This window comes from Actinocorallia libanotica, assembly GCF_039525175.1.
In the GTDB taxonomy this organism is placed as follows: domain Bacteria; phylum Actinomycetota; class Actinomycetes; order Streptosporangiales; family Streptosporangiaceae; genus Actinocorallia; species Actinocorallia libanotica.
Map to the genome: position 1 here is coordinate 32,181 of NZ_BAAAHH010000014.1, position 25,175 is coordinate 57,355.

The following is a 25,175-nucleotide window of genomic DNA, read 5'->3' on the forward strand; positions in this document are numbered from 1 at the left end:
GAAAGGAAGCGGCGTTCTCCTCCCCCCGGAGGGTCCCACCATGCCGCGAAGCACGATGAAGACCCTGATCCTGACCAATGACTTCCCGCCGCGGGCCGGGGGCATCCAGCAGTTCGTGCACAACCTCGCCCTGCGCAGGCCCGAGGGCTCGGTGGTGGTGTACGCGCCGGCCTGGAAGGGCGCCGCGGCCTTCGACGCCGAGCAGCCGTTCGAGGTGGTGAGGCATCCGACCTCGCTGATGCTCCCCGTGCCGTCCGTGGCGCGGCGGGCCGCGCAGATCGTGCGCTCCCACGAGTGCGACTCGGTGCTGTTCGGCGCGTCGGCGCCGCTCGGGCTGCTCGCCCCGGGCCTGCGCAGGCAGGGGGTGGCGCGGATGGTGGGCATCACCCACGGGCACGAGGCCGCCTGGGCGCAGCTGCCCGTCGCGCGTCGGCTGCTGCGCCGCGTCGGCGACGGCCTGGACGTGCTCACCTACCTCGGCGAGTACACCCGGTCGCGGATGGCGGCGGTGCTGACGCCGGAGGCGGCGGGGCGGATGGAGCGGCTCGCGCCGGGCGTCGACGAGAAGCTCTTCCACCGGGGCGCGGGCGGCGCGGAGATCCGGCGCAGGCACGGGCTGGCGGGGCGGCCCGTGGCGGTGTGCGTCTCGCGGCTGGTGCCGCGCAAGGGGCAGGACAACCTGATCCGCGCCTGGCCCGAGGTGCTGCGCCAGGTGCCGGAGGCGGCGCTGCTGCTGGTCGGAGGCGGCCCCTACCGCGCGGAGCTGGAGGGGCTGGCGGACGCGATGGGCGTACGGTCCTCGGTGGTGTTCACCGGTTCGGTGCCGTGGCAGGAGCTGCCCGCCCACTACGACGCGGGCGACGTGTTCGCGATGCCCTGCCGGACGCGGCGGCGGGGCCTGGACGTCGAGGGCCTGGGGATCGTCTACCTGGAGGCCTCGGCCACCGGGCTGCCGGTGGTGGCGGGCGACTCGGGGGGCGCCCCGGACGCCGTCCTGCCGGGGGAGACCGGGATCGTGGTGCCGGGCAGGTCGGTGGACGCGGTGGCGGCGCAGGTCGCCGGGCTGCTGGCCGATCCGGTCGGGGCGGCGGAGCTGGGCGCCGCGGGCAGGGCCTGGGTGGAGCGGGAGTGGACCTGGGAGCGGCAGGCGGCGCGGCTCGACGCCCTGCTGAGCGCGAAAGCCGGAAGCGCCGGAGGCTGAGGGCCTCCGGCGCTTCCGGCGCTGATCTCCTCCGGCGGGCCCGGACTCGGCGCCGCTCAGCGGCCCTTGCCGCGGCGCAGGGGGAGGGACTTCTTGGCCGCCTCTTCCCTGCCCGTCTTGACCGGCGGCTGCGGCTGGCGGTTGATCTTGTTCTTCGCGGAGCGGCGCCTCTCGGCCTGCGCGCCTTCTTCGATCTTGTTGCGTGAGAGCCGGGCCATCGCGGTGTCGACCTCCCTGGTCCGTCCGACCTGCGTCCGACGAGCGGAGTCCGGAAGCGGTGGTGCTCCGGACGCCACCAGTCTTACTTGCGGCAAATCAGGACAGAACAGGGAAAAGGTAGATCATGCGCCATGACCCGGCAGGGCGGTCAGCCGTAGATCCCGTCGATCTCCGCCGCGAAGTCCCGCACCACCAGGTGGCGCTTGACCTTCAGCGACGGGGTGAGGTACTCGTTCTCGACGGTGAAGTCGCCCGGCAGGATGCGGAACTCGCGGATCTGCTCGGCCCGCGAGACCGACAGGTTGGCGCCGGCGACGGCCTTGGCGATCTCCTCCTTGACCGTCGGGTGCGCGGCCAGCTCGGCGAACGGCACGCCCGCCAGCCCGTTGACCTCCTGCCAGGGCCCGGCGGCCTCGGCGTCCAGGGTGATCAGGGCGGCGATGAACTTGCGTCCGTCGCCGACCACCAGGCACTGGCTGACCAGCGGGTGCGCCCGCACCCGGTCCTCCAGCGGAGCCGGGGCGACGTTCTTGCCGCCCGCGGTGACCAGGATCTCCTTCTTGCGCCCGGTGATGGCCAGGAACCCCTCGGCGTCCAGGGAGCCCAGGTCGCCGGTGCGGAACCAGCCGTCCTCCAGCGCGTCCTTGCTCGCCGCCTCGTTGTTCCAGTAGCCGCGCAGCACGCCGACGCCCTTGATGAGGACCTCGCCGTCCTCGGCGATGCGCACCGAGGTGCCCGGCAGCGGGCGCCCGACCGTGCCGATCCGCATGTGGCGCGGGGTGTTGACCGTGGCGGGGGCGGTGGTCTCGGTCAGGCCGTAGCCCTCCAGGATGGTGATGCCCACCCCGCGGAAGAAGTGGCCGAGCCGGTCGCCCAGGGCCGCGCCGCCGGAGACGGCGTGGGTGACGTTGCCGCCCACGGCGTCGCGCAGCTTGCCGTAGACCAGCTTGTCGAAGACCGCGTGCTTGAGCTTCAGGCCCAGCGGCGGGCCTCCGGCGTCCAGCGCCCTGCTGTAGGCGATCGCGGTGTCGGCCGCCTTGGCGAAGATCTTGCCCTTGCCGCCGGCGATGGCCTTCTGCTCGGCGCCGTTGTAGACCTTCTCGAAGACCCGCGGCACGGCCAGCAGGAAGGTCGGCCGGAACGAGCCGAGGTCCTCCAGCAGGTTCTTGATGTCGGGGCTGTGGCCCAGCACCACGCCGGCCTCGATGACCAGCACCTGGATCAGCCGGGCGAAGACGTGGGCCAGCGGCAGGAACAGCAGGGTGGAGCCGCCGCTGGCGCCCAGGATCTCGTCGAGCTCGCCGACCTTGCCGTTGCGGCACAGCTCGGTGAAGTTGGCGTGGGTCAGCTCGCAGCCCTTGGGCCGCCCGGTGGTGCCGGAGGTGTAGATCAGCGTGGCCAGGTCGCTCCCGCGCCGGGAGGTGCGCCGCTCCTCCAGCTGCTCGTCGGTGACCGACTCGCCCGCCGCGGCGACCTCGGCCAGGCCGCCCTCGTCGATCACCCAGACCCGCTCGGCGCCGGCCTCGCGGGCGGACGCGGCGTGCGCGGCGGTCTCGGTGAAGATCCCGGCGGCGCCGGAGTCGGAGAGGATCCAGGAGATCTGCTCCACCGAGGAGGTCTCGTAGACGGGGACGGTGACCGCGCCGGCGGCCCAGATCGCGTAGTCGACGACCGTCCACTCGTAGCGGGTGCGGGACAGCAGCCCCAGCCGGTCGCCGGGCTGCACGCCCAGCGCGATCAGGCCCTTGGCCAGGCGTGCCACCTCGTCCCGGAAGGCTCCGATGGAGACGGGCTCCCAGCCGGACGGGCCCGGCTTGCGGAAGGCGATCTGTCCGGGGTTGCGCGCCGCGCGTTCGAAGACCGTGTCGGTCGTCGTCGCGGAGTCGGGCACTTCCACCAGGGCGGGAACGGTGAACTCGCGCACTGACTTGGTCCTTCACATGTGCGGGACGTGGGGCTGATCGACGGTACCGCGATTTTGCTACCGGTGGGTAGGGGTAGTCTGCATCACCCTTCTCACCAGGCAAAACGCGGTCAAAGGATATCTCCCCTCGGGGTGCGCGGTTATGTTGGAGCCATGCGGATCCATGTGGTGAGTGACGTCCACGGCAGGGCGGACGCGCTCGCACGGGCCGGGGAGGGCGCCGACGCGCTGATCTGCCTGGGCGACCTGATCCTCTTCATCGACTACGAGGACCACGGCCAGGGGCTGTTCGCCGAGCTCTTCGGCAGGGAGGCCGCCGACCGCTACGTGGCGCTGCGCGCCGGGCGGCACTACGAGGAGTCGCGGCGCTTCTCCCAGGAGATGTGGGCGACCCTGGAGGGCGACACCTGGCCGCACATCGAGGCCGCGGTCCGCCGCCAGTACGCCGAGCTGTTCGCCGCGATGCCCGCCCCCGCCTACCTGACGTACGGCAACGTCGACGTGCCGGCGCTGTGGCCGGAGTACGCGCGCGAGGGGCACACCGTCCTGGACGGCCAGACCGCGGAGATCGGCGGGCTGCGCTTCGGGTTCGTCGGAGGGGGCCTGCGCACGCGCTACCGCACCCCGTACGAGATCGACGACGAGGAGTACGCCGCCAAGGTCGAGGCCGTCGGCGAGGTGGACGTGCTGTGCTGCCACATCCCGCCCGCGGTGCCCGAGCTGCTCTACGACACCGTCGCCCGCCGGTTCGAGCGCGGCAGCGAGGCGCTGCTGCAGGCGATCGAGAAGATGCAGCCGCGGTACGCGCTGTTCGGGCACGTCCACCAGCCGCTGGCCCGCCGGACGCGGATCGGCCGCACCGAGTGCGTGAACGTGGGGCACTTCCGCGCCTCGGGCACGCCCTACGTCCTGCGGCTGGAAGAGTAGTCTCCGCCTGTAGGACCACACGAAGGGGGCGCGATGGCCGACCGGACGAGCTCCAGCATCACCATCAAGGCGGACAAGGCGGCGATCATGGGGGTCATCGCCGACTACCCGGCCTACCCCGAGTGGGCGGACGGGATCAAGGCGGCGCAGGTCCTGAGCTCCCACCCCGACGGGCGTCCCGAGCTGGTGCGGATGACGCTGGCGTCCGGGCCGATCAGCGACACCTACACGGTGCGCTGCCACTGGTCGGGGGACGAGGAGCTGCGCTGGGACCTGGCCGAGGCCGGCGCGGTGGTGAGCGGCATGAACGGCCGCTACGCCCTGACCGGGGCCGGCGGGGGCACCGAGGTCGTCTACGAGCTGGCTGTGGACGTGAAGATCCCGATGATCGGCATGTTCAAGCGCAAAGCGGAGAAAATAATCATTGACGCCGCTTTGAAAGGGTTGAAACGCCAGGTCGAGAAATGACCCGGTGAACTATACCGATACCTGCCGGTAACCGTGCGAACACGATACGGTTACCCGCCGACCATGAGGTGAGTGGAACGAATGACCGATCAGCCTGGCCACGCGCTCGACGAGGCTTTCAAGCTCTTCGACGTCCTGCGCCGGCGGATGTCCGACGACCGCGGCCGCGGCGACGTGTGGAGCGAGGCGGTGCGCGAGGAGCGCCCCGCCGACGTGTGCCCCCACGGATGCCCGGTCTGCCGGACGGTGGAGGCCGCCAGGGCCTCCGGTCCCGACGTCCTCGGCCATGTGGTCGACGCAGGCCAGTCCCTGTTCTCCGCCTTCCAGGACGTCCTCGCCGGGTACGAACGCTCCCGCGAGGCACGCTCCACCGGGTGGGACGGGACGGGACGGGCGGACCGGGAGCCTCGCGGAGGGGGCTCCGGGACCGGCGGGGAAGACCCGCTGGACATCGGCTGACCGTACGACCCGGGTGCGAGGACCGCCCGGCTGGAAGGGGAGGGGCGGCGATGTCGCTGACCATCGGTGTGGACGTGGGGGGGACCAAGGTCGCCGCCGGGGTGGTCGACGAGCAGGGACGGATCCTGGAGAAGCTGCGCAGGCCGACGCCCTCCAAGAACCCGGAGGAGACCGCGGGCGCCATCGCCGACCTGGTCGGGCGGCTCAAGGCCGAGCACCGCGACGTGGTCGCGGTCGGCCTGGGCGCGGCCGGCTTCGTCGACGAGAGCCGTTCGGTGGTGCTGTTCGCCCCCAACCTCGCCTGGCGCGACGAGCCGATCAAGGACAAGGTCGAGCAGCGGGTCGGCCTGCCGGTGGTGGTGGAGAACGACGCCAACGCCATGGCCTGGGGCGAGGCGCGCTTCGGCGCCGGGCGCGGCGAGCGCTACCTGGTCTGCATCACCCTGGGCACCGGCATCGGCGGCGGCATCATCGTCGACGGCCGGCTCTACCGGGGCCGCTACGGCATCGGCGCGGAGTTCGGGCACATCCGGGTGGTCCCGGACGGGCGGCGCTGCGGCTGCGGCAACCGCGGCTGCTGGGAGCAGTACGCCTCGGGCAACGCGCTCGCCCACGAGGCGCGCGACCTGGCCCGGGTGAACCCCGGCTGGGCGGCCCGCATGATCGAGCTCAGCGGCGGCTCGGCCGAGGTGATCACCGGCCTCGCGGTCTCCCAGGCCGCGCGGGAGGGGGACCCGGCGGCCCTGGAGTGCTTCCAGTCGGTGGCCGAGTGGACCGGCCAAGGCATGGCCGACCTCGCCGCCACCCTGGACCCGGGGGCGTTCATCATCGGCGGCGGCCTGTCGGCGGTCGCCGACCTGCTGCTGGAGCCGATCAAGAAGGCGTTCGCCAACGCGGTCACCGGGCACGGGCACCGCAGGCCGAGCGCCGTGCGCGTCGCCGAGCTCGGGCCGGACGCCGGCATCGTCGGTGCCGCCGATCTCGCCCGGCAGTGAGCCCGCGGCCGCCCCGGCCGTGCCGGTGGCGGTCCTGGGCTACAACCTGAGGTCGCTGCGGGACGATCCGGAGGCGGTGGCCCGCGTGGTGCGCTCCTGCGCGCCCGACCTGCTGTGCCTGCAGGAGGTGCCGCGCTTCGGCCGCTGGCGGGCGCGGCGCGACGCGCTGGCGGCGGCGTGCGGGATGCGGGTGCTGGCGAGCCGCAGGCAGGCCGGGCTCGCGGTGCTCGGCGGCCCGCGCGTGCGCCTGCTGTCCGCCGACTACCGGCTGCTGACGTGGTCGCCGCCGCTGCACCGCAGGGCCCTGGCCCTGGCCCGGGTCCGGGTGGACGGGCGGCCGCTCGCGGTGGCCTCCACCCATCTCGACCTGGCGCCCGGCGCGCGGCTGCGGCACGGGATGGAGATCCTCCGGCTGCTGGCGGCCTGCCCCGAGCCGGTCGTGCTGGCCGGCGACTTCAACGAGACGCCCGGCGGCGCCGCGTGGCGGCTGCTGGCCGGGGCGTTCCAGGACGGGTACGCGCTGGCCCCCGAAGGGCGCGGACCGACCTTCCCCGCGCGGGCGCCGCGGCGCCGGATCGACGCGGTGTTCGCCGATCCGGCGCTGCGCGTCCTGGGCTGCGGGGTTCCCCCCGACCCGGCGGGGGACTTCCCGCAGGCCACGGACCACTGTCCGGTGCTGGCCAGGATCGCGCTGCCCTGAGCGGCTCCGGAGGGTCGGCCCCTGATCACCGTGGGTGAGATAAGTCTCACTCACGACATCACACCCAAGTACGTGTGTTCCCCTGTTTTGTCGGGCAGGTGCCGCTAAAGTCCAAAAATTCGATAAAGGCGGAGAGGGTAGACCCTTGAAGATCCTGATCAACCTGGGCCGCGGCGCGTCCGTCACGGTGGCCCCGGGCAAGCGGCAGGCGCTGGTCTTCGACAAGGAGTGGAACGACCCCGACAAGGTGCACAAGGACGGGGCCCACGCCGACTGGCTGCCCAAGGAGTCGGCCTACCACCTGGCCACCCTCACCGTCGTCGCCGCCGGCCAGGCGGCCGGGGAGAAGCTCAAGCTCTCCATCACCGAGTACGAGCGCGACAAGGACACCCGCACCAAGGACGCCCTGGGCGAGGACAAGGTCGGCAACGGCACCCGGGTGGAGTTCACCCTCTCCGGCCTGGTCTGGATGGACGAGAAGCGGCGCTACCGCGCCGAGGTCGAGAACTTCGGCACCGTGCCGGTGACCGTCGAGAAGGCCTACCTCAAGGTCGCCCGCTGAGGCGCGCACGACCGCAGCGAAGCGAGGATCGGGCGGGCGTCCCGCGGGGGTCCGGGGGCCGTCCCCCGGGAGGGGCGGGTCCCGTCAGATGACGGCGCCGTCGTCGTCGCCGTCCCGGGGCTCGTCGCCCATGCGCAGGACCAGGGTGACGAAGCCGCCGATGAAGGCGGCCACGGCCAGGAACGCCGCCCAGCCGGGCGCGGGCCAGCGGAAGACCACCGTGACCAGGATGTAGAGCGGACCGCCGATCAGGCACAGCCAGGCGAGCCTGCTGGCGGCGTCGCCGGTGGGCAGCGGCGGGGGAGGCGGGGGCTCGTAGTGCCCTTCCTCGTCCGGCTCGGGGAAGTCCTCGTCCCCCTTGCCCATCGGGCCCTCGGAGTAGTAGACGACCCGGGCGGTCGGCAGCCGGCCGGCGCCGTCCTGCAGGTCGTCGCCGGGCTCGGCGGGGCCGAGGTTCTCCTCGTCGGGCCAGGACACGTCGGTGGGCGTCTCGCCGAAGCCGGCGACGATCTCGGCGAAGATCGCGTCCTCGTCGCGCTCGGGGGGCGGCGCCACGCGGTCGCGCAGCACGTTGACGTGCAGCAGCCGCTCGGCCTCGCCCTTGCGCTCGGCGTCGACGTGCACGTGGTCCAGGATGTCGGGACCGTCGCCGCCGCCGGGCAGCGCGTACGCGGCGATGCCCGCCTCGCGCAGCACGGTGAGCAGCTGGTCGGCGAGTTCGGGTACCAGGTCGATCAGCGGCGCGTAGGCGTCCGCTGACAGCCCGTTCTCGCGGCGGTTCACTTCCCTCAACCCCTCCGGACTCCGGCGACCATCATGCGTCGAGCCTACGGTGCGAATCGTCCCACGGGGGGCAAGGGGGCGCGATCGTTCCGTCTGACCGATCCCGTGCGAAGATGTCTCCCACTTTCCAGTCCGGACGACCGCAGCGAAGCGAGGATCGGCCGGACCCACCGCGGGGTCCGGGGGGTCGTCCCCCGGATGATCGAACACGGAGAAGAGGCGGTCAGGATGTTCTGGTGGGTGGTCAAGGCGATCGTGGGACCGCTCCTGGTGCTCCTCTGGCGGCCGCAGAACGACGGCATGGAGAACGTGCCCGAGGAGGGCCCGGCCATCCTGGCCAGCAACCACCTGTCGTTCGCCGACCACTTCTTCGGCCCCTGGCCGCTGCGCCGCCGCATCGTCTTCCTGGGCAAGCGCGACTACTTCACCGGCAAGGGGATCAAGGGCTTCTTCAGCCGGATGTTCTTCAGCGGCGTCGGGGTGATCCCGATCGACCGCACCGGCGGCAAGGCCAGCGAGGAGGCGCTGTCCACCGGGCTGCGGGTGCTGCGCGAGGGCAAGCTGCTGGGCATCTACCCAGAGGGCACCCGGGTGCCCGACAACCGGCTGTTCAAGGGCAAGACCGGGGTGGCGCGGCTGGCGCTGCAGGGCCGGGTGCCGGTGATCCCGATGGCGATGATGCACACCTTCGAGCTGATGCCCGCCGGCTCGCGGCCGCGCGTCCGCGGCCTGCCGGGGCGCCCCGGCGTGCGCTTCGGCGAGCCGATGGACTTCTCGGAGTACTACGGCCGGGAGGACGACCGCGAGGTGCTCCGCCTGATCACCGACCGGATCATGGCGGCGATCGGGGAGTTGTCCGGGCAGGAGTACGTCGACCGCTACGCCGCCGAGGTCAAGGCCGAGCAGGCGGGCAGGGCCGTGCGCAGGGACGACGACGAGGAGTGAACGTCGAGGCCGCCCTCTGGCGGGCGCTCGCCGCCTTCCGGATCGTCGCGTGCGTCTACGCGGCGGTCCTGATCGCCTCCAACCACCAGACCTACCTCCACCCGGCGGGTGGCTGGATCGTCCTGGCCGTCATGGTGGCCTGGACGGCCTTCACCGTCCGCGCCTACGCCGGCGGCGGGGCGGGGCCGGTTCTGGCCGGTCTCGACCTGGCGGTGTCCACGGCGTGCCTGCTGGCGACCGGGCTGGTGGAGACGGCCCAGCACCTGGCCGACGGCCGCCCCAACCTGACGGCCAGCTGGGTGGCGATCCCGGTCCTGGTGTGGGCGCTGCTCGGCGGCGTGCGCTGGGGCGCCGCGGCGGCGGTGCTCGTGGGCATCCCCGACCTCCTGCTGCGCTGGCTGTACGGCGGGGAGTTCCAGCAGACCACCCTCAACGGGCTGGTGCTGCTCCTGATGGGCGGGGTGGTGGTCGGCTACCTGGGCAGGCTGGCCCGCTACAGCCAGGAGCGCCTGGCCCGGGCCGTGGCGCTGGAGACCGCCACCAGGGAGCGCGAGCGGCTCGCCCGCGACCTGCACGACTCGGTGCTCCAGGTGCTGGCGCTGGTGCGGCGGCGGGGGAGCGAGCTGGGCGGCGAGGCCGCCGAGCTGGGCAGGCTCGCCGGCGAGCAGGAGGTGGCGCTGCGCGCGCTGATCTCCCGCCCGGCCGGGGAGACCGAGCCCGGCGGCGAACGCGACCTGCGCGACCTGCTGGACCGCTACGCCTCGTCCGCGGTGCAGGTCTCCGCCCCGGCGACACCGGTGCGCCTGCCCGGCCACGCCGCGGCCGAGCTGGCCGCCGCGGTGGGCGCCGCCCTCGACAACGTCTCCGTCCACTGCGGCCCGGACGCTCGCGCCTGGGTGCTGGTGGAGGACGACGGGGAGACGGTGACGGTCAGCGTCCGCGACGACGGCCCCGGCATCCCCGCGGGCCGGATGGAGGCCGCGGCGCGGGACGGCCGGATGGGCCTCGCCCGCTCCATCAGGGGCCGCGTCCAGGACCTGGGCGGCACCGTCGAGATCTTCTCCTCGCCCGGCGCCGGCACCGAGCTGGAACTGGTCGTCCCCCGGCCGCGCTGACGCGGACGGGTGCATGATGGTCGCTGCGGGCCGCAGGAGCCCGCGCGGACGGGCCGGAGCCCGGTGAGGAGAGGACGATGGCGGGGATCCGCGTGATGGTGGTCGACGACCATCCGATGTGGCGCGAGGCGGTGGCGCGGGATCTGGCCGAGGCCGGGTACGAGGTGGTGGCCACGGCGGGCGAGGGGCGCAAGGCGGTGCGGATCGCCGCGGCGGCGCGGCCGCAGGTCGCGGTCGTGGACCTGCAGCTGCCCGACATCAGCGGGGTGCAGGTGACCCGCTCGCTGGCCGCCGCCGAACCGCCGGTGCGGGTGCTGGTGCTGTCGGCCAGCGGCGAGCAGGCCGACGTGCTGGAGGCGGTCAAGGCGGGCGCCACCGGCTACCTGCTCAAGTCCGCGGCCCGCGAGGAGTTCCTGGACGCCGTGGCGCGCACCGCCGAGGGCGACGCCGTCTTCACCCCGGGCCTGGCCGGCCTGGTCCTGGGCGAGTACCGCAGGCTCGCCGCCGCGCCCGCGCCCGAGCCGGACGCCCCGCGCCTGACCGACCGCGAGACCGAGATCCTGCGGCTGGTCGCCAAGGGCCTGACCTACAAGCAGATCGCCGAACGCCTCGTCCTGTCCCACCGCACGGTGCAGAACCACGTCCAGAACACCCTGGGCAAGCTCCAGCTGCACAACCGGGTGGAACTGGTGCGTTACGCGATCGAGAAGGGTCTCGACGGCGAATAGCCGTCCGAACCGGAACCTGAGCGCTCTCTCCGGCATCTATCAGGTCGAGACCGGGCGCGGCCCGGGAGACCGAGGGAGAGTCACATGACGGACTCGACGACCACTTGGGGCATCAGCGGACCGGTTTTCCTCGGCGCCTTCGCCCTGGCGGCGGTGGCGGCGTGGCTGCTGGGGCTGGCGACGCGCCACCGGCTGCGGGCCGGCCGCACCCCCTCGCGTGAACTCCACCCCTACGAACTCGCCTACCTGGAGGGCGGCCCCCGGCTGGTCGTCGCCTCCATCCTGGCGGGACTGCGGCTGTCCGGGGCGGTCTCCGCGCAGCCGGGCGGCTCCCTGCGGACCGGCGACGTCCCCGTCGCCTCCCGCTCCCCGCTGGACGAGGCGGTCCTCAAGGCCGCCGGCCGCGCCGTCCGCACCGGCGACCTGGCCGACCACTCCCTGCTGCGCCCGCGCCTGGAGGAACTGCGCGACGGCCTGCGCGCCGAGGGCCTGCTCCTGGGCCCCGACGACCGGCGCACCGTCCGCGCCGCCGCCCTGCCCCTGCTGTTCGTCCTGCTGGTGGGCGTGGCACGGCTCGTGGCGGGCGTCCAGAACGACAGGCCGGTCGGGTTCCTCATCGTCCTGCTCATCGCCTTCGCGGTGGTCCTGGCCTTCCTCCTGCACGTGCCCGAGCGCACCAAGTCCGTGCCGGTCGTCCTTCGCGGCGCCCGTACCCGCTACCAGCAGCTCCAGCCCTCCTCCACCCCCGACTGGCGCTCCCACGGCCCCGAGGCCGCCGCCATGGGCGTCGCCCTCTTCGGCGTCGCCACCCTGATCGCCATGGACCCCGACTTCGCCGCCCAGGCCGAGATCCAGCAGCGCCTCGGCCAGGCCGCTCCCGCCGGCGGCGACGGCGGCAGCAGCGGCGGAGGCTGCGGCAGCGGCGACGGCGGCGGAGGAGGAGGCGGCTGCGGTGGCGGTTGCGGCGGCTGCGGCGGCTGAGCGGCCCCGGACGCCCTCCAGGTGAATCGGCCGAGAACGAGCCGGCGAAGGACGAGCAATGGACACATCGCCTGTCTGGGGCATCAGCGGTCCGGTCTTCCTCGTGGCGTTCGCCCCGACAGGAGTCCTGCTGGCGGTGTTCGCGCTGGCGGTCCGGGAACGGGCCGTGAGCCGCCTGCCGGAGACCGACGACCTGCACGGGTACGTGCTGGCGTGCTTGAGCCCGCGAAGGAGCTGGAAGGACGACGTCGTCGTCGCGAGCCTGGTGCGCCTGCGATCCAAGGGCCTGGTCGAGGTGGCGCACGGCAGGGTGGTGCGGCCGGTCGGAGGCGGCGGTGCGGACCTGGCCGATCCGCTGGGCCGCGCGGTCTGCCGGGCGGTCGGCGAAAGCGAGGAGATCAGGAGCCTGAAGGGGCATCCCGCCGTCGCGTCCGAACTCCTCCGGCTGCAGAAGGAGTACCGGGAATGGGAGGCCGGGGCCCGCCGGGCCTCCCAGGCGGCGGCGCGCAGAGCCAGGCCGGCGCTGCTCCCGCTGGGGGCCCTGCTGGCGGTGGGGTCGGTCCGGTTCCTCGCGGACGTGGTGAACGGCGAGCCGACCGGCTTCCTGCTGCTGTTCGTGTCGTTCCTGCTGCTCTTGGGCGCGGCGATTCCGCTTCTGCTGCGGCGGTGGGTTCCGACGACCCCGTCCCGGGACTGGAGCGGGGAGCTCCGGGAGAGAAGGGAGGCCATGGCGGGCAGGCGGCTCCGGGAAGCCCGTTCGCGGCCGCTGCCGCACGGAGCCGACCAGAACGTGGACGAGCTCGTGCTGAGCACGGCGTACTTCGGCCCCACGCTCCTGCGGGACGAGGTTCCGGAACTCGCCGCCTTGACCGAGGCCGAGCGGTCGGCAGCGCTCGGCGAAGAGGCTGAGAAGGCGACGGTGCAGAAGAAAAAGGGCTAGAAAGCCGCGGCGCGGTGCGAGAGCCGCGGAAGCTCGTTCTCGAGCGGCTCCTCCTACGGCGGAGGCGATGGCGGTGGCTGCGGCGGGTGAGCGGGGAAGCGCGCTATCAGGATGGAGTGTCCGAAAATGGACTAACGACGTACTCTTCTCCTTCGGGTGAACCTGTGCGCCGTTCCCCTCGTCTACGTGGATGACCTTCCGGACCTGCCCGAGTACCGGAGTGGAGGCACGTGATGGACTCGCCGCCCACCTGGGGCATCCCCGGCCCCGTTTTTCTCGTGGGGTTCGGCTTGGCGGCCCTCCTGCTGACGGCGTTCGCGGTGGCCGTACGGAACCGGTCGGTGGACCGGATGCCGGTGCTGCCCGAGCTGCACAGTTATGCGCTGGCGCCCCTGGGGTCGCGGCCCACGTGGGAGGAGGACGTCGTCGCCGCGAGCCTGGTGTTCCTGCGGTCCCGGGATCTGGTCGCGGTGGAGGGCGACGGGACGCTGCGTGCGGCCGGTGACGGCGAGGACCTGACGGAGCCGCTGGACCGCGCGGTCCTTCGGGCGCTCGCCGACGGGATGCGGCTCGGCGAGATCAAGGGCCATCCCCTCGTCGGATCCGAACTCGCCCGGCTGGGGGAGGAGTACCGGGTCTGGAAGGACGGGCTGTGGCTGGATCACCTCGCACGTATGCGGTGGTCCGGACTCGCGTTGCTTCCCCTGGTGCTTCTGCTGCCGTTGGGGGTGGTCCGGCTCTGGGCGGGCATGGCGAACGGCAGACCGGTCCTGTTCCTGCTGATCCTCCTGCTGGTCCTGGTCGGGGGGATCGCGTTCCTCTCACGGCGGTGGGTTCCCAGGCGTTCGTCCTCGGACTGGGCGGAGAGGTTCCGGGAGAAGGGGCACGCCATCGTGCGGGCGCGGCTTCGGACGCCGCACTCACGACCTCCGCAGGATGAGGCGGGTCGCAGAACGGCCGGGCTCGTGCTGAGCATGGCGTATTTCGGATCCGCCGATCTGGCGGCCGCGGACCCGGAGCTCGACGCCGTGATCAAGGGCGTGCCCCAGCCCGAGCCTGAGCGTCCGTCCGAGCCTGAGCGCACGCCCGAGCTCGAGCCTGAGCCTGAGCGCCCGTCCGAGCCCGAGCCCGAGCCCGAGCCTGAGCGCCCGTCCGAGCCCGAGCCCGAGCCCGAGCGCACCATGTCGCGCCGTGAAGAGCGCAAAAGGCTCAGAGCGGCCAAGTGGGCCGCGGCGATGGGCGGAGATGCCGAGAAGGCGGCGCAACGTGAAAAGGCAGAGAAGGCCGAGAGGACCGCTGCGCGGCGTGAGAGACGTAGCTCGAGGGGCAGAAGCCGGTTCTCGAGCGGCTCTTCCTACGGCGGAGCCTACGACGGCCCCTCCAGCGGCTCCAGTAGCTCCAGCGGCCCTAGCCGTTCCAGCGGCTCCAGTGGCTCTGGCAGTTCCAGTGGCTCTAGTAGTTCCAATGACTCCGGCGGCTCCAGCCGCTCCATCAGTTGCGGCGGTGGAGGCGGCGGTTGTGGCGGTGGAGGCGGTGGTGGAGGCGGATGCGGCGGGTGAGCGGCGAAGGGCGTTGACGGGAGAGGAGGGAACGGCTGATTCGGGGTGAACCTGTGCGCCGTTCCTCTCGTCTACGTGGATGACCTTCCGGACCCGCTCGAGTATCGGAGTGGAGGCACGTGATGGATTCCCCGCCCACCTGGGGCATCACCGGTCCCGTCTTTCTCGCGGGGTTCGCTCTGGCGGCCCTCCTGTCGACGGGGTTCGCGGTGGCCGTCCGGAACCGGGTGGCGAAGCGGCTGCCGGTGCTGCCCGAGCTGCACAGCTACGCTCTGGCGCCCTTGAGCGCGCGGGCCGCGTGGGAGAACGGCGTCGTCGCCGCGAGCCTGGTGTTCCTGCGGTCCAGGGGCCTGGTCGCGGTGGCGGACGGCGGGGCGTTGCGGTCGGTCGGCGACGGTGAGGACCTGACCGGGCCGTTGGACCGTGCGGTCCTTCAGGCGCTGGCCGGCGGGAGACGGCTCGGCGGGGTCGGAGGCGATCGGCTTGTCAGGTCCGAGCTCGCCCGGCTGCGGAAGGAGTACCGGGCCTGGAAGGACGGGCTGTGGCGCGATCATCTCGCACGGATGCGGTGGTCCAGGCTCGCGGTGCTTCCTCTGGTGCTCCTGCTGCCGTTGGGCGTGGTCCGGCTCTGGGCGGGGGCGGCGAACGGCAAGCCGATCCTGTTCCTGCTGCTCCTCCTGCTGGGTCTGGCGGCGGGCATCCCGGTCCTCCTGCGCTGGTGGGTTCCGGGAACTCCCCGGCCGAGCTGGGAGGAGAGGCTCCGAGAGGAGTGGCACGCCACGGTGCAGGAGCGGCTCCGGGAATCGCGCTCGCGGCCTTCGCGGGACGAGGACGGCCGCGGAACGGCCGAGCTCGTGCTGCGCATGGCGTACTTCGGGACCGCCGACCTGGCGGCCGCGGATCCGGACTTCGACGCCGTGATCAAGGGTGAGTCCGAGCGGATCGCGGGGCGGCGCAAGAAGCGTGAAAAGCGCAGAGCGGCCGAGCGGTCCGCAGCGCTCGGCGAAGAGGCTGAGAAGGTGACGGTGCAGAAGAAAAAGGACAAGAAAGCCGCGGCGCGGCGCGATAGCCGCGGAAGCTCGTTCTCGAGCGGCTCCTCCTACGGCGGAGTCTACGAAGGCTCCTCCAGCAGCTCCAGTTCCAGCAGTTCCAGTGGCTCCGGGGGCGGTTGCGGCGGTGGCGGTGGCGGAGGGTGCGGCGGGTGAGCGGTCCGGGAGTCGGGATCGGGTGGCGGCCTGCGCTCGCGCGGTTCGTGGAGGAGCTGCCGGGGCTGGTGGACTCGGGGTTCAGTGAGGTGATCGCGGAGTCGCTGCACCATCCGCATCCGGCGTTGCTGGAACTGCGGGACCGGGGAGCGCGGATCGTGCCGCACGGGGTGCGGTTGTCGTTGGGCGGGGCTGATCCGGTGGAGCCCGAAAGAGTGGCGCATCTGGCGGGCTGCGCTGAGCTGCTGGGGGCGCCGCTGGTCAGTGAGCATGTGGCGTTCGTGCGGGCCGGGGGGATGGAAGTAGGGCATCTGCTGCCGGTGCCGCGTACCCGGGAGGCGCTGGACGCGTTGGTGCGCAACGTTCGGCTCACCACGGCGGAGCTGGGTGTGCCGTTGGCCGTGGAGCCGATCGCGGCGTTCTTCGACTGGCCGGAGGACGAGTACGCGGAGGGGGATTTCCTCACGGAGCTGCTCGACAGGACGGGGGCGCTGCTTCTGCTGGACGTGGCGAACGTGTACGCCAACGCGCGCAACCGGGGGCAGGACCCGTTGAAAGTGCTGGAGTCCTTTCCGCTGGACCGCATCGCCTACTGCCATGTGGCGGGGGGCAGCGAGCACGACGGCTACTACCACGACACCCACACGCACGCGTTGCGCCAGGAGGTGCTCGCGCTGGTGACCGAGGCGGAGGCGCGCAGTACGGCGGAGGCGCGGCTGGGCTACCTGCTGGAGCGCGACGGGCGTTATCCGCCGGCCGCAGAGCTGCGGGCCGAACTGGACGCGATCGCCGACGCGGCGGGACTGGCGAGGGTGACGTGAGCACGGACGCGGGGAGCCTGGCCGCAGAGAGCGCGGGCATGGAAAGCCCGGACGCGGGGAGCGCGGATACGGAGAGCCTGGCCGCGGGGAGCCCAGGCGCGGGGAGTCTGGCCGAGAGGCAGGAGGCGCTCGTCCGGGCGCTGGTGGCGGGCGGGCCGCTTCCCGAGGGGTTCGACGGGGCGCGGGTGGGGGCGGCGGGGCGGGCGCTGCGCAACAAGCGGTTCGGGGAGGTGACCGGGACGTGGCCGCAGCTGCTGCCCTACGGCGAGCTGTTCCGCGCCTGGGCGAGGGACAGGCCGCCGCAGGGGTCCTGGCGGGACGGCTGGGACTTCGCCCGCGCGCACCGGTGCTCGCTGGACGCCGAGGCGCTGACCGCGCTCGCCGTCTGCGAGGCGCGGTGGCGGTACGGGGACGAGCCGCGGCTGCGCCGGGGACCGGTGGTGCGCCGGGTGCCGGGCGGGGCCGTACTGGGCTTCTGGAGCCGCGTGGTGGTCTTCCGGCCGCGCCGGTGAGCGCCTCCCCGCGGGCGGGCCGGCTTCGCCGCCGGTGAGCGCTTCCCCGCCGGAGGGGCGCCTGGGGCGGAGGTTAGTGTCGAGGCAGCGGCCGGATCTTCTGTTTCAGGACGAGGGGGACGTCATGCGCATCGGAGTGCTCACCGGAGGGGGCGACTGCCCGGGGCTCAACGCGGCGATCCGGGGGCTGGTGCGCCGGGGGGCGAAGGAGTACGGCGCCGAGTTCACCGGCTTCCGCGACGGGTGGCGCGGGCCCCTCGAACGTGACGCCGTCCCCCTGGGCGTGGCGGACGTCCGGGACATCCTGCCGCTGGGCGGCACGATCCTCGGCTCCTCGCGCACCAACCCGCTGAAGGAGGAGGACGGGATCGGCCGCATCGCCCGCAACCTGGCGGAGCTGGGTCTGGACGCCCTGGTCGCGATCGGCGGCGAGGACACCCTGGGCGTGGCGCACGCCCTGCACGAGGCGGGCGTGCCGGTGGTGGGCGTGCCCAAGACCATCGACAACGACCTCAGCGGCACCGACCAGACCTTCGGCTTCGACACCGCCGTCGCCATCGCCACCGAGGCCGCCGACCGGCTGCGCACCACCGCCGAGAGCCACCACCGGGCCCTGGTCTGCGAGGTGATGGGCAGGCACGCCGGCTGGATCGCGCTGCACACCGGCCTGGCGGCGGGCGCCGAGGTCGTCCTGGTGCCCGAGCGGCCGTTCGACATGGCGCAGGTCACGGCCCACGTCGAGGCGCGGTTCGGTGCGGCGCGCGCGGCGGTCCTCGTGGTCTCCGAGGGCGCCCGTCCGCTGGAGGGCTCGCTGGAGCTGCAGACGGGCGAGCTCGACGCCTTCGGGCACGTGCGGCTGGGCGGCGTGGGGGAGCGGATCGCCGGGGAGCTGGAGCGGCGCACCGGCCGGGAGGCGCGCTCGGTCGTCCTGGGCCACCTCCAGCGCGGCGGGACGCCCACCGCGTTCGACCGGGTGCTGGCCACCCGGTTCGGGCTGCACGCGGCCGACGCCGTCCACGCCGGGGCGTTCGGCGCCATGGTGGCGCTGCGCGGCACGGAGATCGTCCGGGTGCCGCTGGCGGAGGCCGTCGGCACCCTCAAGACGGTGCCGCTGGAGCGGTATGCCGAGGCCGAGGTCTTCTTCGGCTGAGGGCGATCTCCGATAACGGGTCGAAGTGCTCTCCGGAATGGGCGACACTGAAAGACGGTTCCCGCAACGTCTGACGGAGGTTCGAATCATGCCCCTGGCGCCCGCCGCCGGTGAGCCGTGTGTGCTGCTGAAGCTCGGCGAGATCGTCCTGAAGGGCAAGAACCGCCATCAGTTCGAGCAGCGGCTGCAGAGCAACATCCGCAAGGCGCTGTCCTCCACGGGGGTCGGCATCGATCTCTGGCAGCGCTCCGGAGTGATCATCATCCGGGCCGGGAGCGGCCTGGCCGAGGACGTCGAGAAGGTCGCCAGGCGGCTGGAGGACGTCATGGGCATCGTCATCGTGCACCGCGCGCAGCGGGTGCCCAAGGACGTCGAGTCGATGACCGAGGCCGCCCTGGAGGCGGTGGCCCAGCACCCGATGTCGGCCCGCGGCGGCAGCTTCGCGGTGCGCCCGCGCCGCCGCGACAAGCGCTTCCCGATCACCTCGTCGGAGATCGGGATCTCGGTCGGCTCGGCGATCAACGTCAAGTTCGGCCTGCCGGTGAACCTCAAGACCCCCGACATCACCGTCTCCATCGAGGTCGACCGCGACGAGGTGTTCGTCTACACCGACGGCGCGCCCGGCCAGGGCGGCCTGCCGGTGGGCTCCAGCGGGCGCGGCCTGGTGCTGATGTCCGGCGGCATCGACTCCCCGGTCGCCGCCTACCGGATGATGCGGCGCGGCCTGCGGGTGGACTACCTGCACTTCTCCGGCATGCCCTTCACCGGCCCCGAGTCGATCTACAAGGCGTACGCGCTGGTGCGCGAGCTCGACAAGTTCCAGGGCGACTCGCGGCTGTACGTGGTGCCGTTCGGCAAGGCCCAGCAGCAGATCAAGTCCGCGGGCGAGGACCGGCTGGCGATCGTGGCCCAGCGGCGGCTGATGCTCAAGACCGCCGAGATCGTCGCCGAGCGGCGCCGCGCCGGCGCGCTCATCACCGGCGACGCGCTGGGCCAGGTGGCCAGCCAGACCCTGGTCAACATGACGGCGCTGGACGACGCGGTGGACCTGCCGATCCTGCGCCCGCTGGTCGGCATGGACAAGATCGAGATCATGGACCAGGCGCGCCGCAACGCCACCCTGGCCATCTCCGAGCTGCCCGACGAGGACTGCTGCTCGATGCTGGCCCCGCGCCGGCCCGAGACCGCCGCCCGCATCGCCGACCTGCGCCAGATCGAGAAGCGGCTGGACGCCGAGGAGCTGGCCGAGCAGCTGGCCGACTCGGTGCAGGAGCACCGCCCGGTCTACGGCTCGGACTGACCGACGGTCCGGACTGACGGACGGTCCGGACTGACGGACGGTCCGACTGACGGACGGTCCGGACTGATGGACGCCTCGGACTGACGCACGGCCTGAACCGACGGACGTCCTGGACCGACGGGCCGACGGACGGGCCGGGCCGCGTCGGGGCGCGGGGTCAGTCCTCGATGATCCCCTCGGCGCGCAGCCGGAGGGCGAGGACCTCGACCGGCGGGTCGGGGTCGAAGTCCGAGGGGCGGGGCGGCTCGGGGCCGTCCTCGCCGAACCGCGCCGCCTTCTCCACGCGCACGATGCGAAAGCGCCGCCCGCACACCGCCAGCTCGTCGAGCCGGCCGGCCAGGAGCCGCCCGGCCGCCTCGTCGTAGGCCGAGCGGGTGCGCTCGTCGACGCGCTCCACCACGGGCGCGACCTGCTGGAGGTACTCGGCGAGCGCCTCCCGGGCCCGCTGCGGGGTGGGGCAGGCCGCGGTCGCCGACCGCCAGCCGTCGTGCAGGTACTCGGCGACGGAGAAGACCGGGATCATGGGCACGGGAACGGGGTGGGAGAGCTCCGCCCGCAGGGCGTCGGCCCTGACCAGCTCGCCGTCGGTGCCCGGCAGGTCGACGGCCTCGGCGAAGCGCACGGCGAGCTCGGCGGCCTCGGCCTCGGCCGGGTCCTCCCGGCCCGGGGGGTCCTGCATCTCGTGCCGGGGGGCGGCCAGTACCTCGTACCGGGGGACGGGGGGAGTGCGGGGGTCGGGGTCGGTGGGCCGCGGCGGTTCGGGCTCGCCGTCGAGGTTCAGCCGCAGGAGCTGCTCCACCCGGATGATCCGGAACCGGCGGCCCGCCACGGCGAGCTCGTCGTGGCGCTCCCAGTCCAGGACGCGGGCGGCGGCCAGGTAGGGCTCGGGCTCGGCGGCGGCGCGCGCCTCCATCCGCAGGTGCCCGGCGAGGTCGTCGCGGGAGCACTGGGGCGTGGCCTCGCCCAGCGTGATCACCCGCCAGTCCGCGCCGAGCTCCTCGGCGACCCCGAACATGGGTCCGGCCAGGACGGTCAGCGGGTACTCCCGCCGGGCTCGCCGGGCGTCCTGCGCGACGAGCGCCCGCACCGGATCGGTGGTGGTGAGCTCGCGTAGCCCTTGTCGCAGAGCCTCGTCCTCATGGGGCATGCCCCACATGCTCCCTCGCCATTACCGCACTTTCCCTCATTCCCGCCGGATTGCCGATGCGTTTCCGCTTTCCGGACGCCACCGGAGGAAAATCCTCAACCCGGGTTAAAGATCCTTATACCCGGGAGGATGACCGGGCAGGCGGGAGCGCCGCCCGCCCGGCCTCCGCTCAGGCCGGGACGGCCGCGGCGGGCGCGGTGAGGGAGCGGCCCACCACCGGGGGAAGGGCGCGCATCAGCTCGGTCAGCTCGGCGAGGTCCTCCCGGACCAGGGCCTGGGGGCCGTCGCACAGGGCGGTCTCGGGGTGGGGGTGGACGTCGATGATGACGCCGTCGGCGCCGATCGCGATGGCCGCGCGGGTGAGCGGGAGCACCAGGTCGCGGTGGCCGCCGGAGTGGGACGGGTCGACGATCACCGGCAGGTGCGACAGGCGCTGGGCCACCGGGACCGCGGAGATGTCCAGGGTGTTGCGGGTGGCCTTCTCGAAGGTGCGGATGCCGCGCTCGCACAGGACGACGTCGAGGTTGCCGCGCTGGGCGACGTACTCGGCCGACATCAGCCACTCCTCGATGGTCCCGCTCATGCCGCGCTTGATCATGACGGGCTTGCCGGCCTCGCCGACCGCCTGCAGCAGCGCGAAGTTCTGGGTGTTGCGGGTGCCGATCTGCAGCATGTCGGCGTACCGGGCGACCAGCTCCACGTCGCGCGCGTCCACGACCTCGGTGACGATCGGCATGCCGGTCTCGGCCCGCACGTCCGCCAGGATGCGCAGGCCCTCCTCGCCCAGGCCCTGGAAGGCGTACGGGGAGGTGCGGGGCTTGAAGGCGCCGCCGCGCAGCAGGGTGGCGCCGGCCGACTGCGCCATGAGGGCCGCCTCAAGGGTCTGCTCGGGGGTCTCCACCGCGCAGGGGCCGGCGATCAGCGTCATGGTGCCGGGGCCGATCGGGACGCCGCCCACGTGCACGGTCGAGCGCTCCGCGTGGTGCTCCCGGCTCACCAGCTTGTAGGGGGCGCTGATCCGCACCACCTCCACGACGCCGTGCTGGCCGCCGAGGTTGAGCGCCTCGAAGCGCTCGGCGTCGCCGACCAGGCCGACGATGGTGCGGTTGACGCCGCGGCTGACGAAGGCCTCGCCGCCCGCCGACTCGACGAGCGAGACGACGTTGTCGAGGTCGGACTCGGTGGCTTCGGATGCCATGACGACGACCATGCTGTTTCTCCTTGGGAAGCGGGTCGGGGAACACGAAAGAGCCCCGGGCCGAAGGAAGGCCCGGGGCTCTGGTGTGAAGCAGATCAGCGCAGCGTGCGGCTGACGATCACCCCTCCGGGCTCGCCATACCAAAAAAAGTCAACGACGGTGCGCATGGGGAACAGCGTAGGGCATCTTCGAGCCCGGCCCGTACATCGGGGGTGGGAAACCGGCTCCGGTCCGAAGGATGGCAGGATGGGCGGGAACATGACCCCTCCAGAGAAACCCTTGCCGCCGGGGCAGTACGTGCCCCGGGGATTCCCGGTGCTGCACTACGGACCCGTGCCGCGTTTCCGCCCGGAGCGGTGGGACTTCCGGGTCTACGGGCCCACCGCCGGGGGAGTGGAGGCGCGCTGGGACTGGGACGAGTTCCAGCGGCTTCCGCGCACCCAGGTGGTCGCCGACTTCCACTGCGTCACCAAGTTCACGATCCCGGACAACCTCTGGGAGGGCGTGACCGGCCGCACCCTGCTGGAGCTGGTGCCCCCCGATCCCGCCGTCACCCACGTCATGCTCTGGGCCGAGTACGGCTACGGCGCCAACATCAGGCTGAGCGACCTGGCCGAGGAGGGGACGCTGTTCGCCACGCACCACAACGGCGAGCCGCTCACCCCCGACCACGGCTTCCCCGTCCGGGCGGTCGTCTCGCACCTGTACGGCTGGAAGAGCGTGAAGTGGGCGCGGGGCATCGAGTACCTCGTCGGCGACCGCCGCGGCTTCTGGGAGGAGCGCGGCTACCACAACATCGCCGATCCGTGGCTGGAGCAGCGCTACTCCTACCAGGAGGACTGACCGGGCCGGCGGCCGAGGCATAGTCACCTGGTGAAAGCGATTGCGTGCGCAGCGTGATCGCGGGAGGGTCCTCCCATGCTTCGTGTCCTCGCGGTCGATGACGAACCGCCAGCCCTCGACGAACTCGTCCGCCTCCTGCGCGCCGACCCCCGCATCGAACGGGTGGCCGGCGCGTGCGACCCGGCGGAGGCGCTGCGCGGGTTGAGCCGCGTCCTGGCCGGCGGCGACCGGCTGGACGCGGTCTTCCTCGACGTGCGCATGCCCGGCCTGGACGGGTTCGACTTCACCCGGCTGCTGGGCGGGTTCGCCGAGCCGCCCGCCGTGGTCTTCGTGACCGCCCACGCCGACGGCGCGGTCGCCGCCTTCGACCTGGGGGCGGTGGACTACCTCCTGAAACCGGTGCGCCCCGAACGGCTGGCCGAGGCGGTGCGCCGGGTGGAGCGGGCGGTGCGCCGCGGCCCGGCCGGGGCCGCGGCGGCGCCCCCGTCGGACGAGATGATCCCCGTGGAGCTCGGCGGCCGCACCCGCATGGTCAGCCGCTCGGCGGTCACCCACGTGGAGGCGCACGGCGACTACGTGCGCCTGCACACGGTCGGCGAGGGCGCGGGCTACCTGGTCCGCATCCCGCTGACGGTGCTGGCCCGGCGCTGGGAGGAGGCGGGGTTCATCCGCATCCACCGCAGCACCCTGGTGGCGTCCGCGCACATCGAGGAGCTGCTCTTCGACGGGGGCCGCGCCTCGGTCCGCGTCGGTGGCGCGGTGCTGGCGGTGAGCCGCAGGCACACCCGCCGGGTGCGGGACCTCCTGGTCCGCGGCTTCAAGACCGACCGCCCTCCCACCCTCACGGGCCTCACCGTTCCCGCCCGTCCCAACAGCCCTGCGGGCCCCGCCCGTCCCAACGGTCCTGCCGGCACCACGGGCCCTGCCCGTCCCAACGGCCCTGTCGGCACCGCCGGCCCTGTCGGCACCGCCGACCCTGCCGGTTCCGCCGGTCCCGTCGGCACCACCGGTCCCGGCAATCCCACCGGTCCCGTCTCCGCCGGTCCCAGCGGTCCTGGACCCACCGTCTCCGCCGCCGGTCGGCGCGGCCTCGACCGTTCGTCGCACACGATCGGCCGTTCGTCCGAGGCTTACTCTACGTACATCGACGGCTACTGACCGTTGGTCGCGGGGGAGGGGCCGAGGTCTGCCCCTCGCCCGCCCGTCGGCCTACTGTTCTCTTCAGCAAGGCGATTCTGGAGGTCCTCCTCAGGGCCGGGGCTTCGGCCCCGGAACGGGAGGGTCACAGCCGCCGGATCCCGTACCGGGGGGGTGGGATCCGACGGTGATGGCTCAGGCGCCGAGCGGACAGTCGGGGGGTTGTCCGTCTCGGCGCCTGGGCGTTTCCGAGGCCTTCCCGGGGCTCACCGCTCATCCCGGGAAGGCCTCCTCCCGGTCTCTCAGGCCTCGCCCTTCTGCTCTTCCCGGCCCTGCTCGCCCCGGCCCTCGGCCCCGGCCCCCGGTCTTCCCGGCCCTAGTCTCCGGAACTCCGGGCCTCCCGGTCCTCGTCCCCGGCCTTCTCGGACTCCTCGCCTTCGAACGCCTCGTCCTCGGCGTCCTTCGCCTTCTCGGCGTTGGCGGCCCGCAGCCGCTTGAGGGTGTCGATGTCGGTCTTGTGGGGCTCGGCGGAGCGGCCCGGGGTCTCGATGATCAGGGGGACGCCCGCGGCGGCCGGGTGGGCCATCAGCTCGGCGAAGGGCCGTTCGCCGATGTGGCCGCGGCCGATGTTCTCGTGGCGGTCCTTGCGGGAGCCGCACACGTCCTTGGAGTCGTTGGCGTGGACGAGGCGCAGCCTGCCCTCGCCGACGGTGGCGACGAGGGCGTCGAGGGTCAGTTTCACGCCCTGGTCGGCGGTCAGGTCGTGGCCGGCGGCGAAGGCGTGGCAGGTGTCCAGGCAGACGCCGAGCTTGGGGTGGTGGTCCAGGGCCGCGAAGTAGGGGCCGAGCTGGTCGACGGTGGCGCACAGCATCGCGCCCTGCCCGGCCATCGGCTCCAGCAGCAGGCTCGGCGCGTCCTCGGGCAGCGCCTCCAGCAGCGGCAGCACCCGGGCGCGGATCTGCGCCATCGCCGCCTCCACCGGCTGGGAGACCGCGGAGCCGGTGTGCACCACCACGCCCCGCGCGCCGATCGCCGTGCCGCGCTCCAGCGCGTGCGCCACCGACTCCAGCGACTTCTCCAGGGTGTCGGCGTTCGGCGAGCCGAAGTTGACCAGGTAGGAGGCGTGCACGTAGACGGGCAGCTCCGAGGCGCGCAGCAGGGCGTCCTCCGCGGGCTTGCCCGCCGTCAGCGCCCACCCGCGGGGATTGCTGACGAAGACCTGGACGGCCTCGGCCCCGATCTCCGCCGCGTACTTCAGGCCCCCGGTGCCCAGCCCCCCGGCCACCGGCACGTGCGCCCCGATGGGGCTCGTCTGTGTGCTCATGATGGGGCCAGGGTAGTGGGCGCCGCCGACGT

26 protein-coding genes are annotated in these 25,175 nt (G+C 73.0%); 20 read left to right on the forward strand and 6 right to left on the reverse strand.

The features are described from left to right. Positions 1-40 precede the first annotated feature (40 nt). Positions 41-1,201: a glycosyltransferase family 4 protein gene (locus ABD140_RS18150; protein ID WP_344242041.1), complete on the forward strand. Its 1,161-nt coding sequence runs from the start codon at positions 41-43 to the stop codon at positions 1,199-1,201. Between the two features lie 56 nt (positions 1,202-1,257). Here the strand turns inward: ABD140_RS18150 and ABD140_RS18155 are convergent, their stop codons facing one another. Together ABD140_RS18155 and ABD140_RS18160 are read right to left on the reverse strand one after the other, a co-directional pair. Next, complete coding sequence (locus ABD140_RS18155; RefSeq protein ID WP_344242042.1) at positions 1,258-1,419, reverse strand: hypothetical protein; 162 nt, start codon at positions 1,417-1,419, stop codon at positions 1,258-1,260. A gap of 149 nt (positions 1,420-1,568) precedes the next feature. Beyond that, positions 1,569-3,344 (reverse strand): AMP-dependent synthetase/ligase, encoded by a 1,776-nt coding sequence (locus ABD140_RS18160; RefSeq protein WP_344242043.1) that lies wholly within the window; start codon positions 3,342-3,344, stop codon positions 1,569-1,571. Positions 3,345-3,497: 153 nt separating this feature from the next. Between ABD140_RS18160 and ABD140_RS18165 the strand changes: the two genes are divergently transcribed. The 6 genes from ABD140_RS18165 to ABD140_RS18190 all read left to right on the forward strand — a co-directional run bounded on the left by ABD140_RS18165 (position 3,498) and on the right by ABD140_RS18190 (position 7,455). Continuing rightward, on the forward strand, positions 3,498-4,271 hold the full coding sequence (locus tag ABD140_RS18165; protein WP_344242044.1) for a metallophosphoesterase family protein: 774 nt from the start codon (positions 3,498-3,500) through the stop codon (positions 4,269-4,271). Between the two features lie 33 nt (positions 4,272-4,304). Then, positions 4,305-4,739: an SRPBCC family protein gene (locus ABD140_RS18170; RefSeq protein WP_344242045.1), complete on the forward strand. Its 435-nt coding sequence runs from the start codon at positions 4,305-4,307 to the stop codon at positions 4,737-4,739. Between the two features lie 81 nt (positions 4,740-4,820). Further along, positions 4,821-5,198 (forward strand): DUF5304 family protein, encoded by a 378-nt coding sequence (locus ABD140_RS18175; protein ID WP_344242046.1) that lies wholly within the window; start codon positions 4,821-4,823, stop codon positions 5,196-5,198. 50 nt (positions 5,199-5,248) lie between these two features. After that, the gene (locus tag ABD140_RS18180; protein WP_344242047.1) at positions 5,249-6,193 is read left to right on the forward strand and encodes an ROK family glucokinase; all 945 of its coding nucleotides are present in this window, start codon (positions 5,249-5,251) and stop codon (positions 6,191-6,193) included. Continuing rightward, positions 6,168-6,893, forward strand: a complete 726-nt coding sequence (locus ABD140_RS18185) for an endonuclease/exonuclease/phosphatase family protein (protein WP_344242048.1) — start codon at positions 6,168-6,170, stop codon at positions 6,891-6,893. Before ABD140_RS18180 ends, ABD140_RS18185 begins: the two co-directional genes overlap by 26 nt. 145 nt (positions 6,894-7,038) lie before the next feature. Continuing rightward, positions 7,039-7,455: a hypothetical protein gene (locus ABD140_RS18190; RefSeq protein WP_344242049.1), complete on the forward strand. Its 417-nt coding sequence runs from the start codon at positions 7,039-7,041 to the stop codon at positions 7,453-7,455. An 84-nt stretch (positions 7,456-7,539) separates the two neighbouring features. On the opposite strand, the gene ABD140_RS18195 is transcribed toward ABD140_RS18190, so the two are convergent. Beyond that, complete coding sequence (locus ABD140_RS18195) at positions 7,540-8,238, reverse strand: hypothetical protein (RefSeq protein ID WP_344242183.1); 699 nt, start codon at positions 8,236-8,238, stop codon at positions 7,540-7,542. A gap of 228 nt (positions 8,239-8,466) precedes the next feature. Between ABD140_RS18195 and ABD140_RS18200 the strand changes: the two genes are divergently transcribed. The 11 genes from ABD140_RS18200 to thiI all read left to right on the forward strand — a co-directional run bounded on the left by ABD140_RS18200 (position 8,467) and on the right by thiI (position 19,494). Beyond that, positions 8,467-9,183 (forward strand): lysophospholipid acyltransferase family protein, encoded by a 717-nt coding sequence (locus ABD140_RS18200; RefSeq protein WP_344242184.1) that lies wholly within the window; start codon positions 8,467-8,469, stop codon positions 9,181-9,183. After that, positions 9,180-10,298, forward strand: coding sequence for a MacS family sensor histidine kinase (gene macS, locus ABD140_RS18205; RefSeq protein WP_344242050.1), 1,119 nt, complete (start codon positions 9,180-9,182; stop codon positions 10,296-10,298). Before ABD140_RS18200 ends, macS begins: the two co-directional genes overlap by 4 nt. 77 nt (positions 10,299-10,375) lie before the next feature. Then, positions 10,376-11,026: a response regulator gene (locus tag ABD140_RS18210; protein WP_344242051.1), complete on the forward strand. Its 651-nt coding sequence runs from the start codon at positions 10,376-10,378 to the stop codon at positions 11,024-11,026. Between the two features lie 84 nt (positions 11,027-11,110). After that, positions 11,111-12,007 carry a TIGR04222 domain-containing membrane protein gene (locus ABD140_RS18215; protein WP_344242052.1) on the forward strand — a complete coding sequence of 299 codons (897 nt, stop codon included), beginning with the start codon at positions 11,111-11,113 and terminating at the stop codon, positions 12,005-12,007. A gap of 58 nt (positions 12,008-12,065) precedes the next feature. Beyond that, entirely contained in the window at positions 12,066-12,947 is an 882-nt protein-coding gene (locus ABD140_RS18220) for a TIGR04222 domain-containing membrane protein (protein ID WP_344242053.1), read from the forward strand. A 233-nt stretch (positions 12,948-13,180) separates the two neighbouring features. Continuing rightward, the gene (locus ABD140_RS18225; RefSeq protein WP_344242054.1) at positions 13,181-14,506 is read left to right on the forward strand and encodes a TIGR04222 domain-containing membrane protein; all 1,326 of its coding nucleotides are present in this window, start codon (positions 13,181-13,183) and stop codon (positions 14,504-14,506) included. A gap of 122 nt (positions 14,507-14,628) precedes the next feature. Next, a complete protein-coding gene (locus ABD140_RS18230; protein ID WP_344242055.1) occupies positions 14,629-15,711 on the forward strand; it encodes a TIGR04222 domain-containing membrane protein in 1,083 nt (360 codons plus the stop codon). Beyond that, positions 15,708-16,532, forward strand: coding sequence for an MbnB/TglH/ChrH family RiPP precursor modification enzyme (locus ABD140_RS18235; protein ID WP_344242056.1), 825 nt, complete (start codon positions 15,708-15,710; stop codon positions 16,530-16,532). The genes ABD140_RS18230 and ABD140_RS18235 overlap by 4 nt, the downstream gene beginning before the upstream one ends. After that, positions 16,529-17,044 carry an SCO6045 C-terminal-like domain-containing protein gene (locus ABD140_RS18240; RefSeq protein WP_344242057.1) on the forward strand — a complete coding sequence of 172 codons (516 nt, stop codon included), beginning with the start codon at positions 16,529-16,531 and terminating at the stop codon, positions 17,042-17,044. The genes ABD140_RS18235 and ABD140_RS18240 overlap by 4 nt, the downstream gene beginning before the upstream one ends. Positions 17,045-17,168: 124 nt before the next feature. Beyond that, the gene (locus tag ABD140_RS18245; protein ID WP_344242058.1) at positions 17,169-18,194 is read left to right on the forward strand and encodes a 6-phosphofructokinase; all 1,026 of its coding nucleotides are present in this window, start codon (positions 17,169-17,171) and stop codon (positions 18,192-18,194) included. 88 nt (positions 18,195-18,282) lie between these two features. Then, positions 18,283-19,494: a tRNA uracil 4-sulfurtransferase ThiI gene (thiI, locus tag ABD140_RS18250; protein WP_344242059.1), complete on the forward strand. Its 1,212-nt coding sequence runs from the start codon at positions 18,283-18,285 to the stop codon at positions 19,492-19,494. Between the two features lie 157 nt (positions 19,495-19,651). Here thiI and ABD140_RS18255 read toward each other — a convergent pair whose 3' ends face one another. After that, positions 19,652-20,641: a DUF5954 family protein gene (locus ABD140_RS18255; RefSeq protein WP_344242060.1), complete on the reverse strand. Its 990-nt coding sequence runs from the start codon at positions 20,639-20,641 to the stop codon at positions 19,652-19,654. A 169-nt stretch (positions 20,642-20,810) separates the two neighbouring features. Continuing rightward, positions 20,811-21,851, reverse strand: a complete 1,041-nt coding sequence (gene aroF / locus ABD140_RS18260; protein ID WP_344242061.1) for a 3-deoxy-7-phosphoheptulonate synthase — start codon at positions 21,849-21,851, stop codon at positions 20,811-20,813. A gap of 246 nt (positions 21,852-22,097) precedes the next feature. On the opposite strand from aroF, the gene ABD140_RS18265 reads away from it, so the two are divergent. Both ABD140_RS18265 and ABD140_RS18270 read left to right on the forward strand, forming a co-directional pair. Next, positions 22,098-22,682: a sulfite oxidase-like oxidoreductase gene (locus ABD140_RS18265; protein ID WP_344242062.1), complete on the forward strand. Its 585-nt coding sequence runs from the start codon at positions 22,098-22,100 to the stop codon at positions 22,680-22,682. Positions 22,683-22,757: 75 nt separating this feature from the next. Further along, positions 22,758-23,840 (forward strand): LytR/AlgR family response regulator transcription factor, encoded by a 1,083-nt coding sequence (locus tag ABD140_RS18270; RefSeq protein WP_344242063.1) that lies wholly within the window; start codon positions 22,758-22,760, stop codon positions 23,838-23,840. A gap of 355 nt (positions 23,841-24,195) precedes the next feature. Here ABD140_RS18270 and ABD140_RS18275 read toward each other — a convergent pair whose 3' ends face one another. Next, the gene (locus ABD140_RS18275; RefSeq protein ID WP_344242064.1) at positions 24,196-25,143 is read right to left on the reverse strand and encodes a deoxyribonuclease IV; all 948 of its coding nucleotides are present in this window, start codon (positions 25,141-25,143) and stop codon (positions 24,196-24,198) included. Between the last annotated feature and the right edge of the window lie 32 nt (positions 25,144-25,175).

Bases quoted from the DNA above. Each gene is read 5' to 3' on its own strand.
- ABD140_RS18210 (WP_344242051.1), top strand. From the start codon at position 10,376: ATGGCGGGGATCCGCGTGATGGTGGTCGACGACCATCCGATGTGGCGC.
- ABD140_RS18175 (WP_344242046.1), top strand. From the start codon at position 4,821: ATGACCGATCAGCCTGGCCACGCGCTCGACGAGGCTTTCAAGCTCTTC.
- ABD140_RS18200 (WP_344242184.1), top strand. From the start codon at position 8,467: ATGTTCTGGTGGGTGGTCAAGGCGATCGTGGGACCGCTCCTGGTGCTC.
- ABD140_RS18155 (WP_344242042.1), bottom strand. From the start codon at position 1,419: ATGGCCCGGCTCTCACGCAACAAGATCGAAGAAGGCGCGCAGGCCGAG.
- ABD140_RS18245 (WP_344242058.1), top strand. From the start codon at position 17,169: ATGCGCATCGGAGTGCTCACCGGAGGGGGCGACTGCCCGGGGCTCAAC.
- ABD140_RS18165 (WP_344242044.1), top strand. From the start codon at position 3,498: ATGCGGATCCATGTGGTGAGTGACGTCCACGGCAGGGCGGACGCGCTC.
- ABD140_RS18225 (WP_344242054.1), top strand. From the start codon at position 13,181: ATGGACTCGCCGCCCACCTGGGGCATCCCCGGCCCCGTTTTTCTCGTG.
- ABD140_RS18170 (WP_344242045.1), top strand. From the start codon at position 4,305: ATGGCCGACCGGACGAGCTCCAGCATCACCATCAAGGCGGACAAGGCG.
- ABD140_RS18230 (WP_344242055.1), top strand. From the start codon at position 14,629: ATGGATTCCCCGCCCACCTGGGGCATCACCGGTCCCGTCTTTCTCGCG.
- thiI (WP_344242059.1), top strand. From the start codon at position 18,283: ATGCCCCTGGCGCCCGCCGCCGGTGAGCCGTGTGTGCTGCTGAAGCTC.
- ABD140_RS18275 (WP_344242064.1), bottom strand. From the start codon at position 25,143: ATGAGCACACAGACGAGCCCCATCGGGGCGCACGTGCCGGTGGCCGGG.
- ABD140_RS18150 (WP_344242041.1), top strand. From the start codon at position 41: ATGCCGCGAAGCACGATGAAGACCCTGATCCTGACCAATGACTTCCCG.
- ABD140_RS18265 (WP_344242062.1), top strand. From the start codon at position 22,098: ATGACCCCTCCAGAGAAACCCTTGCCGCCGGGGCAGTACGTGCCCCGG.
- ABD140_RS18180 (WP_344242047.1), top strand. From the start codon at position 5,249: ATGTCGCTGACCATCGGTGTGGACGTGGGGGGGACCAAGGTCGCCGCC.
- ABD140_RS18270 (WP_344242063.1), top strand. From the start codon at position 22,758: ATGCTTCGTGTCCTCGCGGTCGATGACGAACCGCCAGCCCTCGACGAA.
- aroF (WP_344242061.1), bottom strand. From the start codon at position 21,851: ATGGTCGTCGTCATGGCATCCGAAGCCACCGAGTCCGACCTCGACAAC.
- ABD140_RS18220 (WP_344242053.1), top strand. From the start codon at position 12,066: ATGGACACATCGCCTGTCTGGGGCATCAGCGGTCCGGTCTTCCTCGTG.
- ABD140_RS18255 (WP_344242060.1), bottom strand. From the start codon at position 20,641: ATGCCCCATGAGGACGAGGCTCTGCGACAAGGGCTACGCGAGCTCACC.
- ABD140_RS18215 (WP_344242052.1), top strand. From the start codon at position 11,111: ATGACGGACTCGACGACCACTTGGGGCATCAGCGGACCGGTTTTCCTC.